This is a genomic window from Streptomyces sp. RLA012 (assembly GCF_056270325.1).
The window spans coordinates 7,480,064-7,503,208 of sequence record NZ_JBWDPA010000002.1 but is presented as its reverse complement, the minus strand read 5'-3'; the positions used below and the strand labels follow the sequence as shown (position 1 = coordinate 7,503,208).

At 70.3% G+C, this 23,145-nt stretch carries 18 protein-coding genes and 2 pseudogenes; 13 read left to right on the top strand and 7 right to left on the bottom strand.

Annotated features, from left to right (window positions below):
- Positions 1 to 25: 25 nt before the first annotated feature.
- Positions 26 to 1,933 carry a serine/threonine-protein kinase gene (locus RV986_RS34445; protein ID WP_475921111.1) on the bottom strand — a complete coding sequence of 636 codons (1,908 nt, stop codon included), beginning with the start codon at positions 1,931 to 1,933 and terminating at the stop codon, positions 26 to 28.
- Between the two features lie 232 nt (positions 1,934 to 2,165).
- On the opposite strand from RV986_RS34445, the gene RV986_RS34440 reads away from it, so the two are divergent.
- Positions 2,166 to 2,897 carry an LPXTG cell wall anchor domain-containing protein gene (locus tag RV986_RS34440; protein WP_475924538.1) on the top strand — a complete coding sequence of 244 codons (732 nt, stop codon included), beginning with the start codon at positions 2,166 to 2,168 and terminating at the stop codon, positions 2,895 to 2,897.
- Between the two features lie 177 nt (positions 2,898 to 3,074).
- Here RV986_RS34440 and RV986_RS34435 read toward each other — a convergent pair whose 3' ends face one another.
- Positions 3,075 to 3,665, bottom strand: a complete 591-nt coding sequence (locus RV986_RS34435) for a biotin transporter BioY (protein WP_475921110.1) — start codon at positions 3,663 to 3,665, stop codon at positions 3,075 to 3,077.
- Between the two features lie 608 nt (positions 3,666 to 4,273).
- Here RV986_RS34435 and RV986_RS34430 point away from each other — a divergent pair.
- The 8 genes and pseudogenes from RV986_RS34430 (at position 4,274) to RV986_RS34395 (ending at position 12,164) form a co-directional block, all read left to right on the top strand.
- Positions 4,274 to 5,482 carry an ROK family protein gene (locus RV986_RS34430; protein WP_475921109.1) on the top strand — a complete coding sequence of 403 codons (1,209 nt, stop codon included), beginning with the start codon at positions 4,274 to 4,276 and terminating at the stop codon, positions 5,480 to 5,482.
- A 451-nt stretch (positions 5,483 to 5,933) separates the two neighbouring features.
- Complete coding sequence (locus RV986_RS34425) at positions 5,934 to 7,028, top strand: ABC transporter substrate-binding protein (protein WP_475921108.1); 1,095 nt, start codon at positions 5,934 to 5,936, stop codon at positions 7,026 to 7,028.
- Entirely contained in the window at positions 7,025 to 8,017 is a 993-nt protein-coding gene (locus RV986_RS34420) for an ABC transporter permease (protein WP_475921107.1), read from the top strand. Before RV986_RS34425 ends, RV986_RS34420 begins: the two co-directional genes overlap by 4 nt.
- Positions 7,990 to 8,793 carry an ABC transporter ATP-binding protein gene (locus RV986_RS34415; RefSeq protein ID WP_475921106.1) on the top strand — a complete coding sequence of 268 codons (804 nt, stop codon included), beginning with the start codon at positions 7,990 to 7,992 and terminating at the stop codon, positions 8,791 to 8,793. The genes RV986_RS34420 and RV986_RS34415 overlap by 28 nt, the downstream gene beginning before the upstream one ends.
- Positions 8,790 to 10,172, top strand: coding sequence for an LLM class flavin-dependent oxidoreductase (locus tag RV986_RS34410; RefSeq protein WP_475921105.1), 1,383 nt, complete (start codon positions 8,790 to 8,792; stop codon positions 10,170 to 10,172). Before RV986_RS34415 ends, RV986_RS34410 begins: the two co-directional genes overlap by 4 nt.
- A gap of 12 nt (positions 10,173 to 10,184) precedes the next feature.
- Positions 10,185 to 11,078: a TauD/TfdA dioxygenase family protein gene (locus RV986_RS34405; protein ID WP_475921104.1), complete on the top strand. Its 894-nt coding sequence runs from the start codon at positions 10,185 to 10,187 to the stop codon at positions 11,076 to 11,078.
- A gap of 48 nt (positions 11,079 to 11,126) precedes the next feature.
- A pseudogene (locus RV986_RS34400) lies at positions 11,127 to 11,336 on the top strand (amino acid transporter); the annotation flags it as partial.
- Positions 11,337 to 11,522: 186 nt separating this feature from the next.
- Positions 11,523 to 12,164: a superoxide dismutase gene (locus RV986_RS34395; RefSeq protein WP_475921103.1), complete on the top strand. Its 642-nt coding sequence runs from the start codon at positions 11,523 to 11,525 to the stop codon at positions 12,162 to 12,164.
- Positions 12,165 to 12,292: 128 nt separating this feature from the next.
- Here the strand turns inward: RV986_RS34395 and RV986_RS34390 are convergent, their stop codons facing one another.
- Positions 12,293 to 12,946 (bottom strand): histidine phosphatase family protein, encoded by a 654-nt coding sequence (locus RV986_RS34390; RefSeq protein ID WP_475921102.1) that lies wholly within the window; start codon positions 12,944 to 12,946, stop codon positions 12,293 to 12,295.
- Between the two features lie 153 nt (positions 12,947 to 13,099).
- On the opposite strand from RV986_RS34390, the gene RV986_RS34385 reads away from it, so the two are divergent.
- Positions 13,100 to 13,336, top strand: a complete 237-nt coding sequence (locus tag RV986_RS34385) for a hypothetical protein (RefSeq protein WP_475921101.1) — start codon at positions 13,100 to 13,102, stop codon at positions 13,334 to 13,336.
- A 12-nt stretch (positions 13,337 to 13,348) separates the two neighbouring features.
- On the opposite strand, the gene RV986_RS34380 is transcribed toward RV986_RS34385, so the two are convergent.
- Positions 13,349 to 14,005 carry a mycothiol-dependent nitroreductase Rv2466c family protein gene (locus RV986_RS34380; protein WP_475921100.1) on the bottom strand — a complete coding sequence of 219 codons (657 nt, stop codon included), beginning with the start codon at positions 14,003 to 14,005 and terminating at the stop codon, positions 13,349 to 13,351.
- A 180-nt stretch (positions 14,006 to 14,185) separates the two neighbouring features.
- On the opposite strand from RV986_RS34380, the gene pepN reads away from it, so the two are divergent.
- The 3 genes from pepN to RV986_RS34365 all read left to right on the top strand — a co-directional run bounded on the left by pepN (position 14,186) and on the right by RV986_RS34365 (position 19,374).
- Positions 14,186 to 16,777, top strand: a complete 2,592-nt coding sequence (gene pepN / locus RV986_RS34375; protein ID WP_475921099.1) for an aminopeptidase N — start codon at positions 14,186 to 14,188, stop codon at positions 16,775 to 16,777.
- Positions 16,778 to 16,976: 199 nt separating this feature from the next.
- Positions 16,977 to 18,089: a hypothetical protein gene (locus tag RV986_RS34370; RefSeq protein ID WP_475921098.1), complete on the top strand. Its 1,113-nt coding sequence runs from the start codon at positions 16,977 to 16,979 to the stop codon at positions 18,087 to 18,089.
- A 526-nt stretch (positions 18,090 to 18,615) separates the two neighbouring features.
- A complete protein-coding gene (locus RV986_RS34365; RefSeq protein ID WP_475921097.1) occupies positions 18,616 to 19,374 on the top strand; it encodes an MHYT domain-containing protein in 759 nt (252 codons plus the stop codon).
- Between the two features lie 6 nt (positions 19,375 to 19,380).
- Here RV986_RS34365 and RV986_RS34360 read toward each other — a convergent pair.
- From RV986_RS34360 to RV986_RS34350, 3 genes and pseudogenes are all read right to left on the bottom strand, one after another.
- Positions 19,381 to 20,365 (bottom strand): annotated as a pseudogene (locus tag RV986_RS34360) (serine hydrolase domain-containing protein); the annotation flags it as partial.
- A 42-nt stretch (positions 20,366 to 20,407) separates the two neighbouring features.
- The gene (locus RV986_RS34355; RefSeq protein WP_475921096.1) at positions 20,408 to 22,198 is read right to left on the bottom strand and encodes a TIGR03767 family metallophosphoesterase; all 1,791 of its coding nucleotides are present in this window, start codon (positions 22,196 to 22,198) and stop codon (positions 20,408 to 20,410) included.
- 231 nt (positions 22,199 to 22,429) lie between these two features.
- Positions 22,430 to 22,894: an NUDIX hydrolase gene (locus RV986_RS34350; protein ID WP_475921095.1), complete on the bottom strand. Its 465-nt coding sequence runs from the start codon at positions 22,892 to 22,894 to the stop codon at positions 22,430 to 22,432.
- Positions 22,895 to 23,145 lie beyond the last annotated feature (251 nt).

The window sequence follows — 23,145 nt, the reverse complement described above, 5'->3', positions numbered from 1 at the left end:
GGCCCCTCTCTGTTCGCAAGGGGGTTCACAAGGGAGTGAAGCTCTTCTTGACCGCGTCGTAGACGCGGAGCGCGGTCGTCTCGATGTCGGGGTGGTACCAGGTGCTGATCTCGTACGACGTGCCGCCGGAACGGAAGCCGAGCAGCCGGACGTGCCAGAGCTGTCCCTTGGCCGTGACGGTGTACTCCCAGGCGACCGCGGGCGCGCCGCGGAACGTGGTGCGCTCCAGGCGGATCCGCCGGTAGTTCAGGCCCTTGCTGGTGTCCACCTCCGCCTGCTGCCACTGCGCCAGCAGATCGCCCTTGGCCGGGGGCGCGTTGGCCACGATCTCCTGCGCGCGGTCGGGCGAGGTGTAGTGCACCTCGGAGCCGCTCTGCGCCACCCGCTGCCAGCCCTGCGGCGGAGCCCAGGCGTACAGCCCGGCCTCCTCGCGGTCGCCCGCGGGCGGGCTCGGCGGGCGAGACGTGCCGTCGACGGTGGGGGATGGGGAGGAGGGGGCGGTGGACGAGGGCGAGGACGAAGACGAGGCGTGCGCGCCGGTGGTGTCTTGGGAGGAGCCGCCGGTCTGCGTGATGACGAGCCCAACGACGGCTCCCGCGACCAGCACGCCCCCGGCGGCGGCCAGGCCCATCCGGCGCCGGTTCCGCCGCGGGGTGGCCGGTACGGCGGGGCCGGGGAGTTCGCCCGGCGGCATGACCACCGGTCCGGAGAGTGTGGTGTCCGCGGCGAGGGACGAGGGGGGCTCGACGGGTTCGGGAAGCGGAACTTCGATGGGTTCGGGGGACGGGGCTTCGGGTTCGGGTGTGGGTGTGGGTGTGGGTGTGGCTTCGGGCTCCGGTACGGCGTCCTGTATGGGGTCCGGGTCGGAGTCGGGGGCCGGGGTGTGAGCACGCTCTGACGGGGGGTGCTGCGCGGCACGTATGAGCCGTACGTCCAGGAGCGCGCGCGTGGGTGACTCCTGGTGGAACGGGGGGATGGGGGGCGCGGTTTCTGGTGCCTTCGGTGCTTCAGGTGCCTCTGGTGTCTTCGGTGCTTCAGGTGTCTTCGGCGATTCCGTTGTCTTTGGCGTCTCCGGCGCTTCCGCCGCCTCTGACGTGTTCGGTACTACTGCCGTCTCTGCCGTCTCCTGTGTCGCCGGTTCGGGCACGGGCCCCCGGTCCGGCGGTTCGGGCTCCTCCGGCTGGGGGAACGCGATCGGGCGCAACGCCGTCTCCAGTTCCTCCAGACCCGGCCGGGTCGACGGGTCCTTCTCCAGCAGGGCGGCCAGAATGTCCCCCAAGTCACCGACCACGGGCGGGAGTTCGGGCTCCTCGTACAGGACGGCGTGCAGGGTCGCCAGGGTGGTCGAACGGGAGAACGGGGAGCGGCCGCCGAGGGCCGCGCAGAGCGTCGCGCCGAGGGACCACACGTCGGACGGCGGGCCCTGCGGGCGGCCTGAGACGCGCTCGGGTGCCATGTAGTCGGGGGAACCGACCAGCATCCCGACCATGGTGAGCGCCTCCGCGTTCTGCAGCGCGGCGATGCCGAAGTCCGTCAGAACGACCCGTTGACCGCGTCGCTCGACCAGGACGTTGCCCGGCTTGATGTCCCGGTGCAGCACTCCCCCGGCATGCACCTGGCGCAGCGCGGCCACCAGTTCGAGCCCGATGCGGGCCGCGGCGGCCGGGGTGAGCGGGCCGTCCTCGATCACGAGCTGTTCCAGGGAGCGGCCTGCGACGAGTTCCATGACGATCCACAGCCGCTCGCCCTGGTCCACGACGTCGTAGATGCGTACGACGTTGGGATGGTCGATCCGGGCGGTGGCCCGGGCTTCGCGCAGGGTGCGTTCACGGCGGGTCCGGGTGTCCTCCGGGTCGAGTCCATCTATCCGCATCTCCTTGACGGCGACCTGCCGGTCGAGCATTTCGTCGGTGGCTCGCCACACCCGTCCCATTCCCCCCTGGCCAATGCTCTCGGCCAGCCGATATCGACCCGTCACCAATAATCCCGGAACACCGCCGCTCGTATTCCCCGTCAATCCCCTGCACCCCCTCAGCACCCGCCACAATCGCCCGCCACAGCAGAAACACAATGGTCACACTTCATGCCGTACCAGCATAGTGCGGAGAAATCTTGTGGTACCTCTTCAAGTACTGCGAATTCAGGCGCAGCCAAGGGGGACGAACATGAGTTCTCGTCACACGACGACCATCGCGGGGTCGCTGCTCACGGCTTCTTTCTCGGCCGTGATGATCCTTTCCTTCACAGCCGTCGCGGACGACCAGGGACCGGGGAGCAGCCAGGGGGGAAAGGCCGTGGACCCGGCGCCGGCGGGCGTGAAACTGACCACGTTGCTGCCCGAGAAGATCTCGGTCGACAACAGCTCACAGGAAACGGCGCTGACCGCCACGGTAAAGAATGAGGGGACCAAGGACAGCGGCAAGATCCGACTCTTGGTGGTCGGTTTCGACGGTTTGCAGGTCAAAAGCGTCAAGGGTTGTTCCGCCCTGGCCGAAAAGGATCTGCCCAAGGGTTCGAACAGTGGTTTCGTTTGCGATGTCGGCAATCTCGCGGCCGGAAAGTCGCAGTCGTACGACGTCGCCGCGACCTTCGATCTGAGCAAGACCGGAAAGATCTGTCTGCCGGTCCAGGACAGCGACGGGAAGAAGACGTTCTGGCAGCAGGGCCCGGTGCCGTTCGGCGCGACGAACCCTTCGCCGAACGCTCCGGCCACCCCGTTGCTGCTCGGCACCGACAACAAGCCGGTGGCGCCCGGCGGCGACCGGTTGCCGAAGACCGGCGTCGGGAGTGACCTCCTGCCGCTCGGTGCGGCGGGGGCGGCGCTCGTCTCCGTGGGGGCGGCGGGGCTGTGGTGGTCCCAGCGGCGGCCCGACCGGCAGCGGCAGCGACAGGCGTGACGGGGGCGGGTCGGGAGGCCGTGCGTACGGCGTCCCGACCCGCCGTTCCGGTCTCGCCGCGGGCGCCGGAACAGTGGAGGCGCCGGACTTCGTACCGCATCGCGAGGGACGGTTCCTCGTGCGGCCGGCTGTCGGCGATGAGCGACCGGATGAGCCTCTGCCGCGGGAGCTGCGGTGTCAGCGGTTGATGAACTTCCAGGCCGTCGGCAGCAGGCCCATCGCCAGGGCCGCCTTCAGGGCGTCGCCGATCAGGAACGGGGTGAATCCCGCCGCGAGGGTCTCGCTGAGCGACATGCCGGTGGCGGCGGACAGGTACGGGAGGCCGACCGCGTAGACGATCGCCTCGCCCAGAAGCATCGTGCCCGCCATCCGCAGGACCGAGCGGTCGGCGCCGCGGCGAGCGAGGGCGCCCACAGCGGCGGAGGCGAACATCATGCCGAGGATGTAGCCGAGGGAGGGGGCGGCGGTGCCGGAGCCGCCGTCGGCGAACCACGGCAGGCCGGCCATGCCGACGAGGGCGTACAGCGCGAGGGAGAGGAAGCCGCGGCCCGCGCCGAGGGCCGTGCCGACGAGGAGGGCGGCGAAGGTCTGGCCGGTCACCGGCACCGGGGAGCCCGGTACGGGCAGGGAGATCTGGGCGGCGAGGCCGGTGAGCGCGGCGCCGCCGAGGACCAGCGCGATGTCCCTGACGCGGGAGGCCGGGAGCAGGTCGGCGAGGACCTCGCCGGGGCGGATGCCTGGGCGGGTGGTGGCGGCAGCGGTGCTCATGGGGACTCCGGCGGGTGACGGGGGCGGGACACCGTGACGCTATCCCAGGGGGCCTGAGGGGATCACCATGCGTGGTCGACAAAGCGAGGAACCGAGGCTTGGTGGAGCTCCGACAAAGGAGAGCGTGTACACCTGTGGGGGCGTGATGCTGGTCACTGAGGTGGAATCGTTTCAGCCGGGGGGGCTGGTTGGGGGCGCGCTGTAGGGTCCCGCCAATTCGCCCCCGCCGCCCCTACCCGTCCCATCCTGGGGCTCCGCCCCAGACCCCGAGGGCCGTCTGTTCGGGTGCGGGTCGGTGGGGGCCGTTCGCGCAGTTCCCCGCGCCCCCAGAGACGGGGCTGCGCCCCGAATCCGGCGTCCCGGAATGTATGGAGTATGCGTGGCGCGGGTGCTTGGTTGCTCGTGCGGCTATGGGACGGCTCTGGTCGGATTCGGTGGGTACGGCCTACCCTTCGGGACATGGTTGCCCAGGCTGAGGACTTCGCGTCGCGTCGCTATGTCGACCTGCGGCGCCAGGGCACCGCCACCTGTCGTCCCGGGTAGGGCGGGCGGAGTGGATCCGGCTCGCCGAGACGGCACAGTGTCGGACCTCCTCCCTAGGACGCCCCATGCCCCGCTCTCCCCTGGCACTCTCCCCACCCGCCACGGCATCGCACCGCGCCGCCGACAGCGATCGCCGCCGTACCAGCGCCAGCGTCATCCTGCGGTCCGTGCTGGAGCACGGGCCCGTCGCCCGGAGCACCATCGCCCGGCTGACCGGCCTCTCCCCGGCTTCGGTGACCGACTACTGCGCCCGATTCACCGCACTCGGCCTGATCCGGGAGGCTCCGGCGCCCCGCCGGTCGAACGGGGTCGGGCGCCCGCACATACCCGTCGACCTGGACGGCTCCCGGTTCATCGTCGGCGGGGTCCACGTGGCCGTGCCGTACACCACGGTCGCACTGCTCGACCTGCGCGGACGGGTCGTCGCGGAGCGGCGGCTCGCCCACCACGGCGGCACGGACCCCGACCGCGTGCTGGCGAACGCCGCCGACGCCCTGTGCGACCTGCTCACCGGCCACCCCTGCCGTACCCCCCTCGCCATCGGCGTCGCGACCGGCGGCTGGGTGGACCGGGATTCCGGGACCATCGTCGAACATGCCCTGCTCGGCTGGCGGGACGTCCCCGTACGGGACGCACTCGGCACCCGCACCGGGCTGCCGGTCCATGTCGACGGGCACGCGCGGGCGCTGGTCAACGGGGAGCGGCTCTTCGGGCGGGCCCGCGGCAGCCGGAGCGTCCTGCACCTGTTCGTCGGCCAGGTGGTGGACGCCGCCTTCGCGACCCACGACGAGGTGCACCACGGTCCCCGCTCGCAGGCCGGGGCGATCGCCCATCTGCCGCTGCCGGGCGGCTCGGAGCGGTGCGACTGCGGCCGCACCGGCTGCCTGCAGGCCGAGTTGAGCGAGCGGACGCTGTGCCGGCGGGCGCGGCAGGAGGGCGTCATCAGCACCGTCGACCCGATGCACGTGGTCGACGCCGCGGCCGACGGGGACCCCGTCGCCGTACGTCTGCTGCTGGAGCGGGCCCGGATGGTCGGGCGGGCGGTCCGGCTGCTGCTGGACGTGCTCAACCCGGACACGGTCGTCGTCGCGGAAGTCGGGGTCGTCCACCGGGAGGACTGCCTCGCCGCCCTGCGCACGGAGGTGGGGGCGGAGCGGGGTGCCGCCGTCCTGCCGACCAGTTTTCCGGCATCCGTACTCGCCGTGGCAGGCGGATCGGTGGCGCTAGACGTGGTGTACCGGGATCCGTTGAGCGTGTCACCGGGGACGATTTAATTCAGAAACTCCGAATATTGACAGCGATCGCACGAGGCCAGGAGCATCCTCCTCATGAGCAGCTCGCGGGTGCAGGTTCCGCTCACCAAGTGCCGCGTCGTCGACCTGATGCGGGTCGCACGCACGCGTTGTTGCTGACGCGTCGTTGCTGACGCAGTGACGTACTGACGCGATGACGTACTGAGGCAGTGGCGTACTGACGCGATGACGTCCTGAGGCAGTGGCGTACTGACGCGATGACGTCCTGAGGCAGTGGCGTACTGACGCGATGACGTCCTGACGCGCTGACGCACTGACACTCATGCGGAATTCCTTGCCTCGCCTTCGGCGTGTGCGTTCTCCTGCGCGCCCTTTTCCCTTCTCGGCTTCGCCCTGCCCGGCTTCGCCCTGCCCGGAACTCCGCGCGTATTCCTGCCTGCCTTGCCGCCATCCGAACTCACGGAGTCCTCCCATGCCACCCCTTTCTCCCTCGCCGTCTCCGTCCGCGCCCGGTGTCGACCGGCGGCTGTTCCTGTCCTCCCTGCTCGGCGTGGCCGCCGCGGCCGGGCTGAGCGGTTGTGCGGGGGCCAGCGCCGCCGACACCGACTCCAAGGGCTCCCTGTCCGCCCCGCTGTCCGCCAAGGTCCCCTCCGGTACGAGCCTCAAGATCGCCTCGTACCAGGACGTCCAGCAGCTGCAGTTCAAGCTCGCGGGCCTGACCGAGCTGCCGTTCACCATCTCCAGCTGGGTGAACATCGGTGCCGGTCCCGATGTCATCAACGCCTTCCGCGCGAAGTCCCTCGACGTCGCCAACAACGCGGGCATCCCGCCGATCCAGGCGCACTTCCAGGGCTACGACGCGAAGATCGTCGCAATCAACGTCACCCGCAGGCCCAACTACCTCTTCGCCACCAAACCCGGCAGCGACATCACCGACATCCAGGGCTTCAAGGGCAAGAAGCTGGCCTTCTCGCAGGGGCAGGCCCAGGGCGTCGTACTGCTCCGCGCCCTGAAGCAGGCCGGGATCGCCTACGACGAGGTCGATCTGGTGCCGCTGACCAGCAACCAGTTCCTCACCGCGCTCCAGGCGGGCCAGGTGGACATCGCCCCGCTCGCCAACCAGCAGTCGCCGGCCTACCTCAAGCAGTACGGCTCCAAGGGCGCCCGCGCCATCACCACCGATGTCGTGGACCTCCTCAACCTGCTGTGGGCGCCCGCCTCCGTGCTGGCCGACTCCGCGAAAGCGGCGGCCGTCGCCGCGTACATCCCGCGCTGGGCGCAGGGCCAGGTGTGGGCCTACGAGCACCCCGACGTCTGGAACGAGGAGTTCTACGTCAAGACCCAGAACCTCACCCTCGCGCAGGCCCGGTCGATCACGAAGCTCGCCAACAAGCCGCTGTTCCCGCCGAGTTGGAGCGAGGCGGTCAAGTGGGAGCAGGAGACCGCCGATCTGCTCGCCGAGGGCGGCTTCGTGAAGGCGTTCAAGGTCGACTCGCTCTTCGACCGGCGCTTCGAGGGCATCGCGGCGAAGGCCGTCCCGGCCGAGTACCGGAGGCGACCGCGATGACCGGACCCACCAGCACCACCGGTACCGGCACCCGCACCAGCACCAGCACCAGCACCAGCACCAGCACCAGCACCAGCACCGCAATCATCACTGCCCCGAATGAACTGAGTGCACCGAATCAGCTGAATACCCGGACCCCCGGCACTACCGATACCCCCTCCACACCCTCCGCCCCGACGCCCAACCGCCCGCACCGCTCCAAGCGGCGGCACCGCGGTCTCGCCCCGGGCAAGCGGCTGCCCGCCTCCCGTCTCGTCGGCCCCGCTCTCTTCCTCGGGCTCTGGGCGCTCGCCTCCGCCGCCGGACAGCTCGACCCGGGTGCGATCCCGGCCCCGTGGACCGTCCTGCGCACCGCCGGTCACCTGTGGACCGACGGCACACTCCCCACCGACATCGGCACCTCCCTGGAGCGGGCCGGCTACGGCTTCGCGCTGGGGCTGACCGCCGGTGTGGTGCTGGCCCTCGCGGCCGGGCTCAGCCGGATCGGCGACGCGCTGATCGACGGGACGGTCCAGCTCAACCGGGCGATCCCGACCCTCGGTCTGATCCCGCTGTTCATCCTCTGGCTCGGCATCGGTGAGACCTTCAAGATCGCGATCATCGCCATCGTCGTCTACATCCCGATCTATCTGAACCTGCACGCCGCGCTGTCCGGCATCGACCACCGTTATGTCGAACTCGCCGAGGTCCAGGGCCTGTCGAGGCTGCGGTTCGTCCGGGAGATCGTCATCCCGGGCGCACTGCCGGGTTTCTTCGTCGGGCTGCGGCTCGGGGTGACCGGCTCCTGGCTCTCGCTGGTCGTGCTGGAGCAGATCAACGCCACCAGCGGCCTCGGTTACATGATGTTCCAGGCCCAGAACTACGGCCGTACGGACATCATCCTCGTCGGCCTGCTGATCTACGGCGTCTTCGGGCTCGTCTCCGACAGCGCGGTCCGCCTTGTCGAACGGAGGGTGCTGTCATGGCGACGCACGCTGAGCAGCAACTGACCACCCCGCAAACAGAACCGATAGAACCGAAAGAACCGACAGAGCCGAAAGAATCGTCAGAACCGGCAGAACCAGCCGTCCGGCTTCGCGGTCTGACCCGCTCCTTCGACGGCCGTACGGTTCTCGACGGCATCGACCTCGACCTCCCGGCGGGCCAGTTCACGGCCCTGCTCGGGCACAGCGGCTCCGGCAAGAGCACGCTGCTGCGGGCCGTCGCGGGACTCGACCACGACGTCACCGGAAGTGGCGAACTCGCCGCCCCGGAGAGGGTGTCGGTCGTCTTCCAGGACTCCCGGCTGCTGCCCTGGCGCCGTGTCCTCGACAACGTCCTGCTCGGCGCGGACGGCAAGGAGGCGGAGCGCGACGGCCGTGCCGCCCTCGCCGAGGTGGGCCTCGCGGGCCGCGAACGCGCCTGGCCGAACGAGCTGTCCGGTGGCGAGGCCCAGCGTGCCGCGCTGGCCCGTTCGCTCGTACGGGAGCCCGAACTGCTCCTGGCCGACGAGCCGTTCGGCGCGCTGGACGCCCTCACCCGGATCCGGATGCACGCCCTGCTGCGCGAGCTGTGGAAGCGCCACCGGCCCTCCGTCCTGCTCGTCACGCACGACGTGGACGAGGCGATCGTGCTCGCCGACCGCGTCCTCGTGCTCGACCAAGGCCGGATCGGGCTCGACCTGACCATCGAACCCCCGCACCCCCGCTCGTATCGCGACCCCCTGCTCGGCGTGTACCGCGAGCGGCTGCTCGCCGCCCTGGGCGTCACGGAGGACCACCAGTGACCAGCAGACAGCTCCACCTCAACGCCTTCCTGATGAACACCGGCCACCACGAGGCCTCCTGGCGGCTGCCGGAGAGCGATCCGCACGCCCACGTGGAACTGGCCCACTACGTCCGCCTCGCGCACCTCGCCGAACGCGGCACCTTCGACTCGCTCTTCCTCGCCGACGGCCCGGTCCTGTTCAACAGCGTCGGCCAGCGCCCGTCCGGGACCCTCGAACCCATCACCCTGCTCACGGCGATCGCCACCGCGACCCAGCACATCGGTCTGATCGCCACCGCCTCCACCTCGTACAACTCGCCCTACAACCTGGCCCGCCGACTCGCCTCGCTCGACCACCTCAGCGGCGGCCGCGCGGGCTGGAACATCGTCACCACCGCCGGCGCGGAGGCCGCCCGCAACTTCGGGCTCGACGACGAGCCCGCCCACGCCACCCTCCCCCAAGTTCTCGACTTCGCTCGAACAGGGGGGACCCCCATCGAACGCGCCGCCGAGTTCCTCGACGTGGCGCTCAAGCTCTGGGACAGCTGGGAGGACGACCTGGTCGTCGCCGACAAGGCGGCGGGGGTCTGGGGCGACGAGCGGAAGATCCATCCGGCGCGCCACCAGGGCAGGTACTTCAGCGTCGGGGGCGCCCTCAACGTGCCCCGCTCGCCGCAGGGTTATCCGCTTCTGGTGCAGGCGGGCTCCTCGGAGGACGGCAAGCGGTTCGCAGCGCGCTACGCCGAGGCCGTCTTCACCGCACAGCAGACGCTCAAGGACGCGCAGGACTTCTACACCGACCTCAAGTCCCGTACGGGCGCGGCCGGTCGGGACCCGGACCACCTCAAGATCCTGCCCGGCATCGTCCCGGTCATCGGTTCCACCGAGGCCGAGGCGCGCCGGCAGGAAAGGGTCCTTGAGGACCACATCGTGTACGAGCACGGACTCCACCGCCTCGAACACCTGCTCCGTCTGGAGCCGGGCACCCTCGGGCTCGACGCGCGGCTGCCGGCCGACCTTCCGCCGGAGAGCGCGATCGAGGGCGCCAAGAGCCGCTACACGCTGGTCGTGGAGCTCGCCCGGCGCGAACGCCTCACCGTCCGCGAGCTGATCGGCCGACTCGGCGGCGGACGCGGCCACCTGACCTTCGCGGGTACGCCCGAGCAGGTCGCCGACGCCATCGAGGAATGGTTCCGGCTCGGCGCAGCCGACGGCTTCAACATCATGCCGGCCGTGCTGCCGTCCGGCCTCGGACTCTTCGTCGACCACGTCGTGCCGATCCTGCGCGCCCGTGGCCTGCTGCGCACCGAGTACGGCCCCCGGCGGACCCTCCGGGAGCGCTACGGGCTCCCGCGTCCCGCAAACCAGTACGCCGTCCCGTCCCTCGCCACCCGCTGAAAGGACTCCCCCATGCCCGAGATCGAGATCCGCAAGGTCACCGGCAGGATCGGTGCCGAGGTGTCCGGCGTCGACCTCACCCGGCCCCTCGACGACGAGACCGTCGTCGCCCTGCGCACCGCTCTCAACGAGCACAAGGCCCTGGTCTTCGACGCCGCCGGACTGGACGACCGGGGCCAGCAGGACGTCGCCCGCCGGTTCGGCGACCTCACCACCGCCCACCCCACCGTGCCCTCCGTCGACGGCCTGCCGAACGTGCTGCCCGTCGACAGCGAGCGCGGCCGGGCCGCCAACCACTGGCACACCGACGTCACGTTCGTCCTCAACCCGCCGCAGGCCAGCACCCTGCGCAGCATCACGATCCCGCCGTACGGCGGCGAGACCCTGATCGCCGACTCGGCGGCCGCCTACCGGGATCTGCCCGCCCCGCTGCGCGCGCTCGCCGACACCCTGTGGGCCGAGCACACCAACGACTACGACTACGCGGTGCCGGACGAGGAGGTCGACGAGGAACAGGCCGCCCAGCGCGCCCGGTTCACCTCCATCACGTACCGCACCGCCCACCCCGTCGTCCGGGTCCATCCGCTGACCGGCGAGCGCGGACTGTTCATCGGCGGGTTCGCGCAGCGGATCGTCGGGCTGTCGGTGGGCGAGTCCCGCAAGCTGCTCGATCTGTTCCAGTCGTACGTCACCCGCCCCGAGAACATCCTGCGCCACCGCTGGTCCCCGAACCAGCTCGTCCTGTTCGACAACCGGATCACCCAGCACTACGCCATCGACAACTACGACGGTCTGCCGCGCCGCCTGCACCGGGTGACCGTCGCCGGTGACGTGCCGGTCGGTGTCGAGGGCAAGGAGAGCTACTCGATCGAGGGGGACGCCTCGCACTACACCTCGGTGGCGTGACCCGGTCCGCACGCTCCGTACGGCCGGTGTCCGGATAGTGGGCAGCCTTTCCCCCTGGTGGAGCGCGGCCAGGGTCCGAAGGCCCTCGGCAAGGTCTCGGCCGGGGTTCCGCGCGTCGCCGTGCTCGCGTCGTCGGTCTTCGGCTTCGCGTGCGTCCTCCTCAGCCACTGGCGTCCGGACGACGTCTTCCCGTGGCTGCTGAACATGATCGGCGCGGTGATCCTGGTCGTCTGGTTCTTCATCGCGGTCTCGCAGCTGCCGCCCGCTGACCTTCCCCGACCTCCCGCGACCTTCCCCGACCTCCCGCGACCTCCCGCGACCTTCCTGGATCTGCCTGGAACGCCGAAAGGCCCTCGTGTGGCACACACGGGGGCCTTTTTGTTGCTAGCGTGCAATTGCAAGTTAGTTGCAATAAGAGGTCTTACGAGGCCGGAGGGGACCCGCATGCCCGTCTACACGCTCCCTGAGCTGCCGTACGACTACGCCGCACTCGCGCCCGTGATCAGCCCCGAGATCATCGAGCTGCACCACGACAAGCACCACGCGGCGTATGTGAAGGGGGCCAACGACACCCTGGAGCAGCTCGCGGAAGCGCGGGACAAGGAGCAGTGGGGTGGGATCAACGGTCTGGAGAAGAACCTCGCGTTCCATCTCTCCGGCCACATCCTGCACAGCGTCTACTGGACGAACATGACCGGCGACGGCGGCGGTGAGCCGCTGGCCGCCGACGGAGTGGGCGACCTCGCGGACGCGATCACCGAGTCCTTCGGCTCCTTCGCCGCCTTCAAGGCCCAGTTGACCAAGGCCGCCGCGACGACGCAGGGCTCCGGCTGGGGCGTCCTCGCCTACGAGCCGCTCGGCGACCGCCTCATCGTCGAGCAGGTCTACGACCACCAGGGCAATGTCGGCCAGGGCTCGGTGCCGATCCTCGTCTTCGACGGCTGGGAGCACGCCTTCTACCTCCAGTACCGCAACCAGAAGGTCGACTTCGTCGAGGCGATGTGGCAGGTCGTCAACTGGCAGGACGTGGCCCGGCGTCACGAAGCCGCCAAGTCCCGCGCGAACGTGTTGCTGCCGACCCCCTGAGGCAGGTGGGAGACGTCCTGCTCGTGATCGTCTTCTCACCCTTCACGTGGCAGGCGGAGAAACGGGGAGCCCCCGCGAGGACATGACTCGCGGGGGCTCCCCTCTTTGCGTGCGGGCAGGCAGGCGCCTCACCGGCACGGCACATTGAGCGACAGCAGCGCGGCCGTCCCCTCCGTCATCCGGACTTCGGTGACCGCCGCGTTGCGCAGCCGCGGAAAGACCCTGCGGTACTCGCCCAGCGGAATGGCCAGCAGCGAGCACAGCACCAGCCTCAGCAGGGTGTTGTGGGCGACGACCAGGACGCGTTCGCCGTGGTGCGCGGCCGCGATACGGCGCAGGGTGCCCGCGCCGCGCGCAGCGGCGGTGCGCGGGTCCTCCGCCTCCGGGAAGGGGTACGACACCGGGTCGGCCCGGAAGGCCATCGCCCGTGCCGGGTTCTCGGCCTCGAACTCGGCGAGGGTACGGCCCTCCACCACGCCGAAGTCGCATTCGCGCAGGGCGGGTTCGCGATACGCGGTGAGACCGAGGGCGCGGCAGACGGGGTCGGCCGTGGCGACGGTGCGGGAGAGGGTCGACGTCCAGACGGCGTCCACGCGGTGCGCGGCGGCCCAGCGGCCGAGGGCCGCCGCCTGGGCGCGGCCCTCGTCCGTGAGGGGAACGTCACTCATCCCGGCGTAGCGGTTCTCGGCGTGCCAGACGGTCTGGCCGTGCCGGGCCAGCAACAGGGTCGTGCTCACCGGAGGCACGGGGCTCAGGGCGTCGGCGGTGTTCGGCGTACTCATGACCCGTCAGTATCCCGGGCGGGGCGCGCTCGCGTGGGGGAAAACGCTTGCCTGGTGAGGAGAGAGCGGTGGGCGGGGCGATCGACGAAGGCCCCGTGCGGAGGAACCTCACGGGGCCTTACGGTATCCGGGCTTCCGGGGCATCGTTGCGGGATGCCGAGGGAAAAGACGTATCCCTGTTACACCTGTAGATCCGACCAGCCGCACCGCCCGCCCCGGGACGACCGGGAGCGTGGGGTCATCCGCAAGCTGGCGAACCTCCAAAGACCCCGCGCGTATGTCGACGACTACTGGATCTGCGGCCGCACCGACTACGACTGCCGCAACATCCGTCATGCGTGGCAGGTCAAGCCGTTCGACCCGCCACAGAAGATGCCGGAGCCGGAGTGACTCCTCGTCCCCCTACAGGTTGCTGAAGTCCGGACCCGCCGTGCGGGTGCGCTTGATCTCGTAGAAGCCGGGGGTCGAGGCGACCAGCAGCGTGCCGTCCCAGAGCCTGGCCGCGGCCTCGCCCTTGGGGGCCGGGGTGACGACCGGGCCGAAGAAGGCGACCTGCTCGCCGTCGGCGCCCGGCACCGCGATCACGGGGGTGCCGACCTCCTGGCCGACCTTGTCGATGCCCTCCTTGTGGGAGGCGCGCAGCTCGGCGTCGAACTCGAAGTCCTCCTGATCGGCGTAGTCGATCAGGTCCGCGGGCAGGCCGACGTCGGCGAGCGCGCCGACGATCGCCTCGACGGTCGGGCCCTCGCCCTGGTTGTGGATACGGGTGCCGAGCGCGGTGTAGAGCGGGCCGAGGACGTCCTCGCCATGCTTCTGCCAGGCGGCGGTGACCACCCGGATCGGCTTCCAGGCCTGGGTGGCGAGCATCTCCCGGTACTCCTCGGGCAGCTGGTCGAGCCTGTCCTCGTTCAGCACCGCGAGGCTCATGATGTGCCAGTGGACCTCGATGTCGCGGACCTTCTCCACCTCCAGGACCCAGCGCGAGGTCATCCAGGCCCAGGGGCACAGCGGGTCGAACCAGAAGTCGACGGGGGTCTTTGTGGAGGTGGTGTCGGGCATGGCTCTCCTCGGAAGGTCTTCTTTCCCGAAAGGAACACCACCGGTGCCCCGCCTCATTCCCGGGTGCCCCGCGTCAGGGGCACATGGCAGGATCGGTCCTGTTCGGCCGTGTCCGTCACACCAAGCCGTCACACCAAGTCCGTCACACCAAGTCCGTCACACCAAGAGGGAGTGCCGCCCGTGCCCGGTGAGAACCTGTCCCGCGACGAGGCCCAGGAGCGGGCGGCCCTGCTGTCCGTGGACGGGTACGAGGTGTCCCTCGACCTGCGCTCCGCCGTGGGCCCCATCGAGGCGGAGCCACGCACCTTCCGCTCGGTGACCACGATCCGGTTCCGCTGCGCCGAGCCCGGCGCCGCGAGCTTCGCCGATCTGATCGCGCCGAGCGTCACCGCCGTGTCGCTCAACGGGAGGGACCTCGACCCGGGCGAGGTCTTCGACGGCACGCGCATCCGGCTCGAAGACCTCCTGGCCGACAACGAGCTGGTCGTCGACGCCCAGTGCGCCTACTCCCGCACCGGCGAGGGCATGCACCGTTTCGTCGATCCCGAGGACGGCGAGATCTACCTCTACACGCAGTACGAGCCCGCCGACTCCCGGCGCGTCTTCGCGAACTTCGAGCAGCCGGACCTCAAGGCCCCCTTCCGCTTCGAGGTCCGGGCCCCGGAGGGCTGGACGGTCTGGAGCAACGGCGTCGGTGAGCCGGCCGACGGGGTGTGGAGGTTCGCCGAGACCAAGCCGATCTCGACGTACATCACCGCGTTCGCGGCGGGCCCGTACCACTACGTCACCGACAGCTACTCCCGCACCTTCGACGACGGTACGACGCTGGAGATCCCGCTCGGCGCGATGTGCCGCAAGGGCCTGGCCCCCTACTTCGACTCCGACGACATCTTCCTCGTCACCAAGCAGGGCCTGGACTTCTTCCACGACCACTTCGACTTCCCGTATCCCTTCGGGAAGTACGACCAGGCGTTCGTGCCCGAGTACAACCTCGGTGCGATGGAGAACCCGGGGCTCGTCACCTTCCGCGAGGAGTACATCTTCCGAGGGAAGGTGACGCAGGCGTCGTACGAGGGCCGGGCGAACGTCATCCTGCACGAGATGGCGCACATGTGGTTCGGCGACCTGGTCACCATGGAGTGGTGGGACGACCTGTGGCTCAAGGAGTCCTTCGCCGACTTCATGGGTGCGTTCGCGCTGGTCGGGGCGACCCGCTTCAAGGACGGCTGGATCACCTTCGCCAACCGCCGCAAGGCCTGGGCGTACCGCGCCGACCAGCTGCCGTCCACCCACCCGGTCACCGCCGACATCCGCGACCTGCAGGACGCCAAGCTCAACTTCGACGGCATCACGTACGCGAAGGGGGCGAGCGTGCTCAAGCAGCTCGTCGCGTACGTCGGCCAGGACGCCTTCCTGGAGGGCGCGCGCCGGTACTTCAAGCGGAACGCGTACGGCAACACGCGCCTCGGCGATCTGCTGTCGGCGCTGGAGGAGACCAGCGGACGCGATCTGGCGACCTGGTCGCGGGCATGGCTGCAGACGGCCGGGGTGAACTCCCTGACCCCGCAGGTGATCCTGAACGCGGAGGGACGCGTCGCCGAGCTGTCCGTGCTCCAGGAAGCCGCCGAGTCGCACCCCGAACTGCGCCCGCACCGCGTCGCGGTGGGTCTCTACCGGCGTGAGGGCCTGCGGCAAGGAGGGGACGGTTCGCTGGTGCGGTACGCGCGGGCCGAGGTGGATGTCGACGGCCCCCGTACGGTGGTCACGGAGCTGGCCGACGCGGACGCACCCGAGCTGGTCCTCGTCAACGACGACGACCTCACCTACTGCAAGATCCGCTTCGACGAGAACTCGCTGGCCACGCTCCGCGACCGGCTCGGCGACATCGCCGACCCGCTCGCCCGTGCCCTGTGCTGGTCGGCGCTGTGGAACCTCACCCGGGACGCGCTGATGCCGGCGCGGGACTTCGTGGGCCTGGTGCTGCGGTTCGCGGGCCGCGAGTCCGACATCGGTGTGCTGCAGATGCTGCACGCCTGGGCGAACTCGGCGCTCGTCCACTACACGGCCCCCGGCTGGCGGGCCGAGGGCGGCCGGCTGCTCGCGCAGGGCGCCCTGAAGGAACTGCGGCTCGCCGAGCCCGGCAGCCAGCACCAGCTGACCTGGGCCCGGTTCTTCGCCGCGGTCGCGAACGAGCAGGCCGATCTGCAGCTGCTCCAGGGCCTGTTGGAGGGCACGGCGAAGATCGACGGTCTGGAGGTCGACCAGGAGCTGCGCTGGGCGTTCCTGGAACCGCTGGCCTCGCACGGCGTCGCCGACGAGTCCGCCCTCGCGGCCGAACTGGCCCGCGACGACACGGCCTCCGGCAAGCGCCACCAGGTGCGCTGTCTCGCCGCCCGCCCCTCGGCGGCGGTCAAGGACCAGGCCTGGGCCCAGGTCGTCGAGTCGGACGCCCTGTCCAACGCGCTCGTCGAGGCGACGATCGCGGGCTTCGCGCAGCCGTTCCGGCGGGAGTTGCTCGCGCCGTACGCCGCCAAGTACTTCGACGCCATCGAGCGCGTCTGGGCCGAGCGCTCCATCCAGATCGCCATGGACGTGGTGAGGGGCCTGTTCCCGTCCCTCCAGGACTCCCAGGAGACCCTGGACGCGACGGACACCTGGCTCGCCGCCCACGAGAACGCGGCACCGGCCCTGCGCCGACTGGTCCTGGAGGCGCGCGACGACCTGGCCCGGGCGCTGCGGGCCCAGGCCTGCGACACGGCGGCCGCGGGCTAGCACCCGGACCTCGTGGACATGGGGGGGAAGGGGTGGTTACGAAATACAGGTACGCGGAGCCGTAACCCCTCCCTTCCCCCTTCCGGACCAGCGCCTTTCGGCAGTCGAACGCCCGTACTTTAGTGCTGGCTTGTCCTGATTTGTCGACGGGCGTGTAACAGCGGTTAGGGGACGGATCGGGTGCGGAAAACCCCCGATCATGAACCACAACACCCCGCTCTCCCCCCGCCCCCTCCGCCACCTCTCGGACGCACGGCGGCGCGTCCTGACCACCTCCCAGCTGCGCTCCCACGGCGTCACGGCCGCCGCGGCGAACGAGCGGTGCCGGCCCGGCGGCCCCTGGCAGGAGATCCTCCCCGGCGTCTTCCTGCTCCACCCGGGCCCGCCCACCTCCGAGGAACGCCTGCACGCGGTCCTGCTGTTCGCCGGCCGCACCCCCGCCCAGGAGCAGCCGGCCGGCATCCCCGCCCAGCCGGGCGCCGAGGCGCCGCACGCCCCGCGGCCGTACACGGACGCGCAGATCACGGGCCTGGCGGCGCTGGCCCTGCACGGGTTCGCCTCGGCGCCCCCGCTGGCCTCCCTCGACACGATCGACGTCCTGGTCCCCCGGCTGCGCCGACTGCGTTCGCACGGCTGCGCCCACATCGTCCGCACGCCGTCGCTCCCCACCGCCTCGTATCTCACCGGTGTCCCGGTCGCCCCGGTGCCGCGTGCCCTCGCCGACGCGGTGGCGGAGCTGTCGGACGCGGGCGCGGTGCGCCGGCTGCTGACCGAGGCGGTACGCGCCGGGCACTGCGAACCGGCCTCGGTGGTACGGGAACTGACGCACGCGCGGTTGCTGAGCCGTCCGCACGTGGTGGACGCGGTGGACTCACTGCTGGCGGAGGGGCGGGCGATCGCGGAGGACCGCCTGTACCGGATGGTGCGGGAGTGCGGCCTTCCCGACCCGGTCTGGAACGTGGACCTGCGGCTGCCGGGCGGCCCCCACCTGGGCGGCCTCGACGCGTACTGGCCCGAGCAGGCGGTGGCCGTCGAGCTGGACACCCGCGCGTCCCGGCCGGGACATGGGCAAGGCCACGGGCAAGGCCACGGCCAGGGACTTCGGCAAGGCCACCGGCAGGGCGACGACGTCCTCTGGTCGGAGTACGCCCGCAAGCGCGAACACCTGGAGCGGCTGGGCATCACGGTCGTCCACATCACGCCCAAGAAGCTGCGCGACGCGATGGAGCAGCAGGCGACGGTCCTGCGCACCGCGCTGATGGCGTCGAACGACCGGGATCCGGCGGCGCATGTCGTGGTGCTGCCCCGGTAGTGACGGACCGGGGTGGTATCAGGAGGGGAGAGGAGGGGTCGCCGGCGCACCGGCGGCCCCTCCTCGGCGTCGAGGCGACTTCCGCTCACTCCTCGGGCCCGCCGGACAGCGGGACGGCCGAGTGGATCATGGTCGGTTTCGCATGGAGAGCCGGTGGAGTATCGATTCTTCGGAGAGGTGTCCGAAGAAGGGAAGACGGTGGTCGAAGTGTGCTTGAATTGCGAACCAGCCAGCCAGGTGGCTTGATCCAACCGCTGGAACCACCCTGTCCCCACCAGGATCCAGGCCGCCTCTTCCGCGACACATCACGGTGCCCCAGGAGCCTCCCGACCGGAGGGCTGCTCACCGTTTCCGCGCCCGGGCCGACACAGCTCCGATGAACCGGGTGTGAACACTCACCACACACCGCCGCGTCGGCGCACCACGCCCGCGACGCTGTCTGCCTGTCCACCTGTATGCCACGTCTGCCTGTCTGCCTGCCTGTCTGCCTGTTGCCTGCCGTCACGCATGAGAAGGGGCACCCCCCATGACCGCCACCGTTTCCGATTTCCACTACGGGGCCATAACACCGATCGCGGCCTACCTGATGGCCTGCCTGGGAGCGGCCCTCGGGCTGCGGTGCACGACACGGGCGCTGCGGCGCACGCACATCAGACGCAGAGCCGGCTGGCTGACGCTGGGCGCGGTGTCCATCGGCTGCGGCATCTGGACCATGCACTTCATCGGCATGATCGGTTTCAGCGTCGAGGGCGCGCCGGTGAGCTACGACCGGGTGATGACCCTGCTCAGCCTCGGCGTCGCGATCGCGGTCGTCGCCGTGGGAGTCTTCCTCGTCGGCTACCGGGGTGCCGCGCCGCTGAACCTGGGCGTGGCGGGTGTCGTCACCGGCCTGGGCGTGGCGGCCATGCACTACATGGGCATGGCCGCCATCCGTACACACGGGACCCTGCACTACGACGTGCTGACGGTGGCGCTGTCCGTGCTGATCGCCGTCGCCGCCGCCACCGCGGCCCTGTGGGCGGCCGTCTCCATTCACACCCTGTGGTCGAGCCTGGGTGCGAGCCTCGTCATGGGTGTGGCCGTGACCGGCATGCACTACACCGGTATGGCCGCCGTCTCGGTGCACGTCACCGACCAGGTTTCGGCCGCTCAGTCGTCCGCCGATCTGGTGTCGTTCCTGCTCCAGATGCTCGCCGGACCCCTTGCCGTCCTGCTGATCGCCGCCGTGATCGTCATGTTCGACCCCGACCTCGTACTGGGCGACGGCGAGTGGAGCCCGCGGTGATGTGAGCTACTTGCCGCAGAACTCCCCCTCGATCACCGCGCCGCTGTCCCCCGACCAGTCCCCGTCGAAGTTGAAGGAGAGGGAGTGGCGGCCGTCCGCCGTGGTCACGGCGGAGGACGTCGAGCCGTGGATGCCGCCGTCGTGGCCCCAGACGTGGACGCCGCAGCTGAGCTTGCGGTCGATCAGACCGAGGCCGTAGCGGGCGCCCGGGATCCCGTCGGCCCGCACGGTGGTCTTCATCTCCTTCAGCTGCCGGGGCGGAAGCAACCGGCCGCCCAGCAGGGCCGTGTAGAAGCGGTTGAGGTCGGCGGAGTCGGAGATCATCTCGCCGGCCGAGGACGCCAGGGACGGGTTCAGTTCCGTCACGTCGTACGTGGGGCCCGTCGTCGTCTCCGCCAGTTTGGAGTACGCGCGGCTACTGGGCCGCGGGAGCGTCACGCCGGTGCCGGGCACGGACGTGGCGCGCAGGCCCAGCGGGGCGATGACGCGATGGCGGATCTCCGACGCGTACGAGTGGCCGGTGACCTTCCCGATCACCATGCCGGCCAGGACGTAGTTGGTGTTGGAGTAGCGCCAGGACGTGCCCGGGGCGAAGAGCGGCTGGTGGGCCATGGCGATGGCCACGAGCTGCTCGGGCGTCTTCGTGTCGTAGCGGTGTACGAGGAAGCCGTCCTTCAGGAAGTACGTGCGGACGAAGTCCCCGTCCGCCGTGTAGTCGAAGATGCCGCTGGTGTGGTTGAGGAGCCGGCGGACGGTGATCCGGCGGCCGTCGTGACCGTGGCCCCGGACCACTCCCGGGAGCCACTTCTCCACCTTGTCGTCCAGCGACAGCCGTCCCTCCGCCTCCAGTTGCAGCAGGACGGTGGAGATGAAGGTCTTCGTGATGCTGCCGACGCGGTAGTGGTCGGCCGCGCGGCGCATGCGTCTGTACGTTGCCCACGCCCGATGTCGCCGACCACGTGCCGCCGGTGTCGCCCGCCGTCGCCGTCACCACCAGTCCCGTACGTACTGACAAGCCCTTCTTCGGGCTTCCTCATCCCTTCTTCAGTACAAGCTCCGTGTTGCGGTCCTTCGGCGCCCCGCTCAGCACGTCGGTCCGGCCCGGGGAGTTGAAGGCGAGCTCGCGGTACAGGGCCGCCAGGCCCGTCTGGCTGAGGTCGGAGAAGTCCGTGCGGTGCGGGGCCGCGGACTCGATGAGGGTGGTGAAGAGGGAGAGCGTGCCGTCCTTGTTGTCGACGACCTCGATGATGCGGGCGAGGTGCGGGAAGTCGACGTGCGAGGCGGTGTTGATCTCCCAGAAGGAGCCGTTGCCCGGCGCGGAGTGCGCGATGATCTCGTTCTTGTGGGTGTGGCCGTTCACCCAGGCCAGCACGTTGCGGTGGTTGGCGAGGGTGGAGACCACCTCTTCGCCGCCGTGGCGCTGCTCGCTCGGGTGCGCGGGGTCGGCGCGGCGGTTGGTCATCGACTTGCTGGTGTGGTGGCTGAAGACGATGGCGTACGAGTCCTTGTTGTCGCTCAGCGTCTTGTCCAGCCAGCGCAGCTGGGTCGTCCCGATGGAGCCCATGTAGTGGCCGCCCGGGTCGGTGGTGTCGATGCTGATGCCGATGATGTCGTCGGAGATCCGGAACGCGTAGTACTGGGTGTTCGCGGCGAGGTTGGCCGCCGAGTAGCCGTGGCCGACCGGGCCGGGGCCGGTGTGCGCGGGGTCGAGGTGCGCCTTGAGGTACTCGGCGGGCGTGAAGGGGGCGCGCGACTCGTCCGGGGTGACCGAGCGCAGTTGCCGCGCATGCGCCTTGAGCAGATCCCTGAGCTGGAGGCCCTTGGGGTCCTTGTCGTTCTTGATGGCGGCGCGCAGGGCGACGCTCGCCGAGGCGGGCAGCGTCATCAGCTTCTTGCCGCCGACGGCGAACTCGGTGAGGAAGGAGTCGCCGTGCCGGTAGCAGCCCAGCGGCAGCGCGTCGTGGTTGCCGACCGTGGAGTACCAGGGCAGACCGAGGCCGGGGCTGCGCAGTTCACGGATGGCGGCCGCGAGGAAGCCGTGCAGCTGCGGGAAGCCGAGCTGCTTGTCGGCGTCGCGCAGGGCGGCGTCCGGCTGCCAGTACAGCTTGAGGCCGCTGTTCTGGACGCCCTCGTAGTGGCGCGGGTCGCCGCTGTTGGGGCTGATCCGGCCGCCGCTCATGACCTTCAGGAACCAGTCCAGCTCCGTCTTGGAGTTGTTGTCCGTGTTGTCGCCGGTGGTCATGACGAAGTGCAGCGGGGAACCGGTGACGGGGGCTCCGCGCAGCGCGTTGACCCGCTCGACGAGGGAGACGGCGCCCGCGACGGTCAGCGTCTCGTGCGGACGCCAGGCGTTCACGGCGCCGCTGCGCAGGTATTCGAGCCGCAGCGGGTGCTGGGCGTCGATCAGGTGCAGGTCGGTGAACTGCACGAACGAGGCGAGCGCGGTGCGCCGGTCGGCCCGCCCGGACTTGGCCGCGGCCAGCTCCCCGCGTACGACCCGCTTCCAGGCGGGGCCGTCGCCGAGCCGCCGGTAGCCGCCCGAGCCGGAGCGCGGCGCGGCCACGCTCTCCAGGGTGGTGCCACGCACGTACGGAGAGAGGGCGGCGGCGGGTGCCATGGGGGTCCCCCCGCTCGAGCGAAGCCGAGAGTGGGGGAGGGACACCGCGATGGGTGCCTCGCCCTCGCCCGTGGTGGCGGCGTGCGCCTCGGAGTCGGGCCGCAGGGCGTAGCCGATGCCCGCGGAGAGGCCCACCGCCCCGGTGGCGGCGAGCAGGGTACGGCGGTTCATGGCAGCGGAAGTGGCGACAGAGCGTATGCGCGACATGGCGCGGTCTCCCCGAGTGCGAACGCGTCGGCAGTGGTCACGGGGGGCTCGTTGCGGTAACTCCCCGCTCATACTGGATCGTTGGCACTGGGGGTGACCTGGACGTTAACGAGGCGGCAACTGCCGACGCCGATCACCGTACGTGGATCTTGGACCACCCTGCGCGTCCTTGAGGCCTCTCCGAACGGCCCGGATGCGGTCACTCCCCGTTCATTTTCCGGGGTATGGAACCTAGTTCCCGGCCCCGTCCCTTCGCGGGCGTCCGAGAGGCGGTCGCTCCCGCCACAGCTCCAGAGCCATGTCCACCATCCCCACCCGGTCGAGCGCGGGCACCTCGTCGAGGGGGTACCAGGCCGCCATGTCGGTGGAGCCGTCCGTCTCGTGGCGCAGCTCGCCGCCGGTGATGTGGGCCTCGTAGACGATCCGCAGGGCGTGGAAGTCGGTGGGCGGGCCGAGCCGGCGCGGGTGCGAGCGCAGTTCGGATTCGACGCCCAGCAGCGCGACCGGCTCCACGGTGTACCCCGTCTCCTCCTCGACCTCACGGACGACGGTGTCGTAGGGGTCCTCGCCATGGTCCATGCCGCCGCCGGGCAGGGTCCATCGCTTGCGTCCGTCGCCCGCGACCCAGCGGGCCAGCAGCATCCGGCCGTCCCGCACACATACGGCGTAGGCCGCCACCCTCAACTCCTTGGGCATGCCCAGACGTTACGACACGGTGTTCATGGCAGGGCACCCGCCGCCGGTGCTCGATGGCGGCCCGCCGTAACCGGGCGAAGGCGTCCCGCCACTACACGCGCACGCGGGAGGCCTGAGCGGGCCAGGGGCGGGCGGGCTGTGGTTGACCATGTCCCGCCATCGCCTGCTATGACCGGCGTGACGTATGGCGGAAGTACGCCATGGCTTCATCTCGCCCCGGTCAACTCTCCCCAAACAACTGTCCCTTGGGT

Excerpts from the sequence above, each read along its gene's own strand:
- RV986_RS34430 (WP_475921109.1), top strand. The coding sequence starts at position 4,274 with ATGCCCCGCTCTCCCCTGGCACTCTCCCCACCCGCCACGGCATCGCAC.
- RV986_RS34350 (WP_475921095.1), bottom strand. The coding sequence starts at position 22,894 with ATGCCCAAGGAGTTGAGGGTGGCGGCCTACGCCGTATGTGTGCGGGAC.
- RV986_RS34405 (WP_475921104.1), top strand. The coding sequence starts at position 10,185 with ATGCCCGAGATCGAGATCCGCAAGGTCACCGGCAGGATCGGTGCCGAG.
- RV986_RS34395 (WP_475921103.1), top strand. The coding sequence starts at position 11,523 with ATGCCCGTCTACACGCTCCCTGAGCTGCCGTACGACTACGCCGCACTC.
- RV986_RS34370 (WP_475921098.1), top strand. The coding sequence starts at position 16,977 with ATGAACCACAACACCCCGCTCTCCCCCCGCCCCCTCCGCCACCTCTCG.
- RV986_RS34425 (WP_475921108.1), top strand. The coding sequence starts at position 5,934 with ATGCCACCCCTTTCTCCCTCGCCGTCTCCGTCCGCGCCCGGTGTCGAC.
- RV986_RS34415 (WP_475921106.1), top strand. The coding sequence starts at position 7,990 with ATGGCGACGCACGCTGAGCAGCAACTGACCACCCCGCAAACAGAACCG.
- RV986_RS34355 (WP_475921096.1), bottom strand. The coding sequence starts at position 22,198 with ATGTCGCGCATACGCTCTGTCGCCACTTCCGCTGCCATGAACCGCCGT.
- RV986_RS34390 (WP_475921102.1), bottom strand. The coding sequence starts at position 12,946 with ATGAGTACGCCGAACACCGCCGACGCCCTGAGCCCCGTGCCTCCGGTG.
- RV986_RS34380 (WP_475921100.1), bottom strand. The coding sequence starts at position 14,005 with ATGCCCGACACCACCTCCACAAAGACCCCCGTCGACTTCTGGTTCGAC.
- RV986_RS34385 (WP_475921101.1), top strand. The coding sequence starts at position 13,100 with ATGCCGAGGGAAAAGACGTATCCCTGTTACACCTGTAGATCCGACCAG.
- RV986_RS34435 (WP_475921110.1), bottom strand. The coding sequence starts at position 3,665 with ATGAGCACCGCTGCCGCCACCACCCGCCCAGGCATCCGCCCCGGCGAG.
- RV986_RS34420 (WP_475921107.1), top strand. The coding sequence starts at position 7,025 with ATGACCGGACCCACCAGCACCACCGGTACCGGCACCCGCACCAGCACC.
- RV986_RS34445 (WP_475921111.1), bottom strand. The coding sequence starts at position 1,933 with ATGGGACGGGTGTGGCGAGCCACCGACGAAATGCTCGACCGGCAGGTC.
- RV986_RS34440 (WP_475924538.1), top strand. The coding sequence starts at position 2,166 with ATGAGTTCTCGTCACACGACGACCATCGCGGGGTCGCTGCTCACGGCT.
- RV986_RS34365 (WP_475921097.1), top strand. The coding sequence starts at position 18,616 with ATGACCGCCACCGTTTCCGATTTCCACTACGGGGCCATAACACCGATC.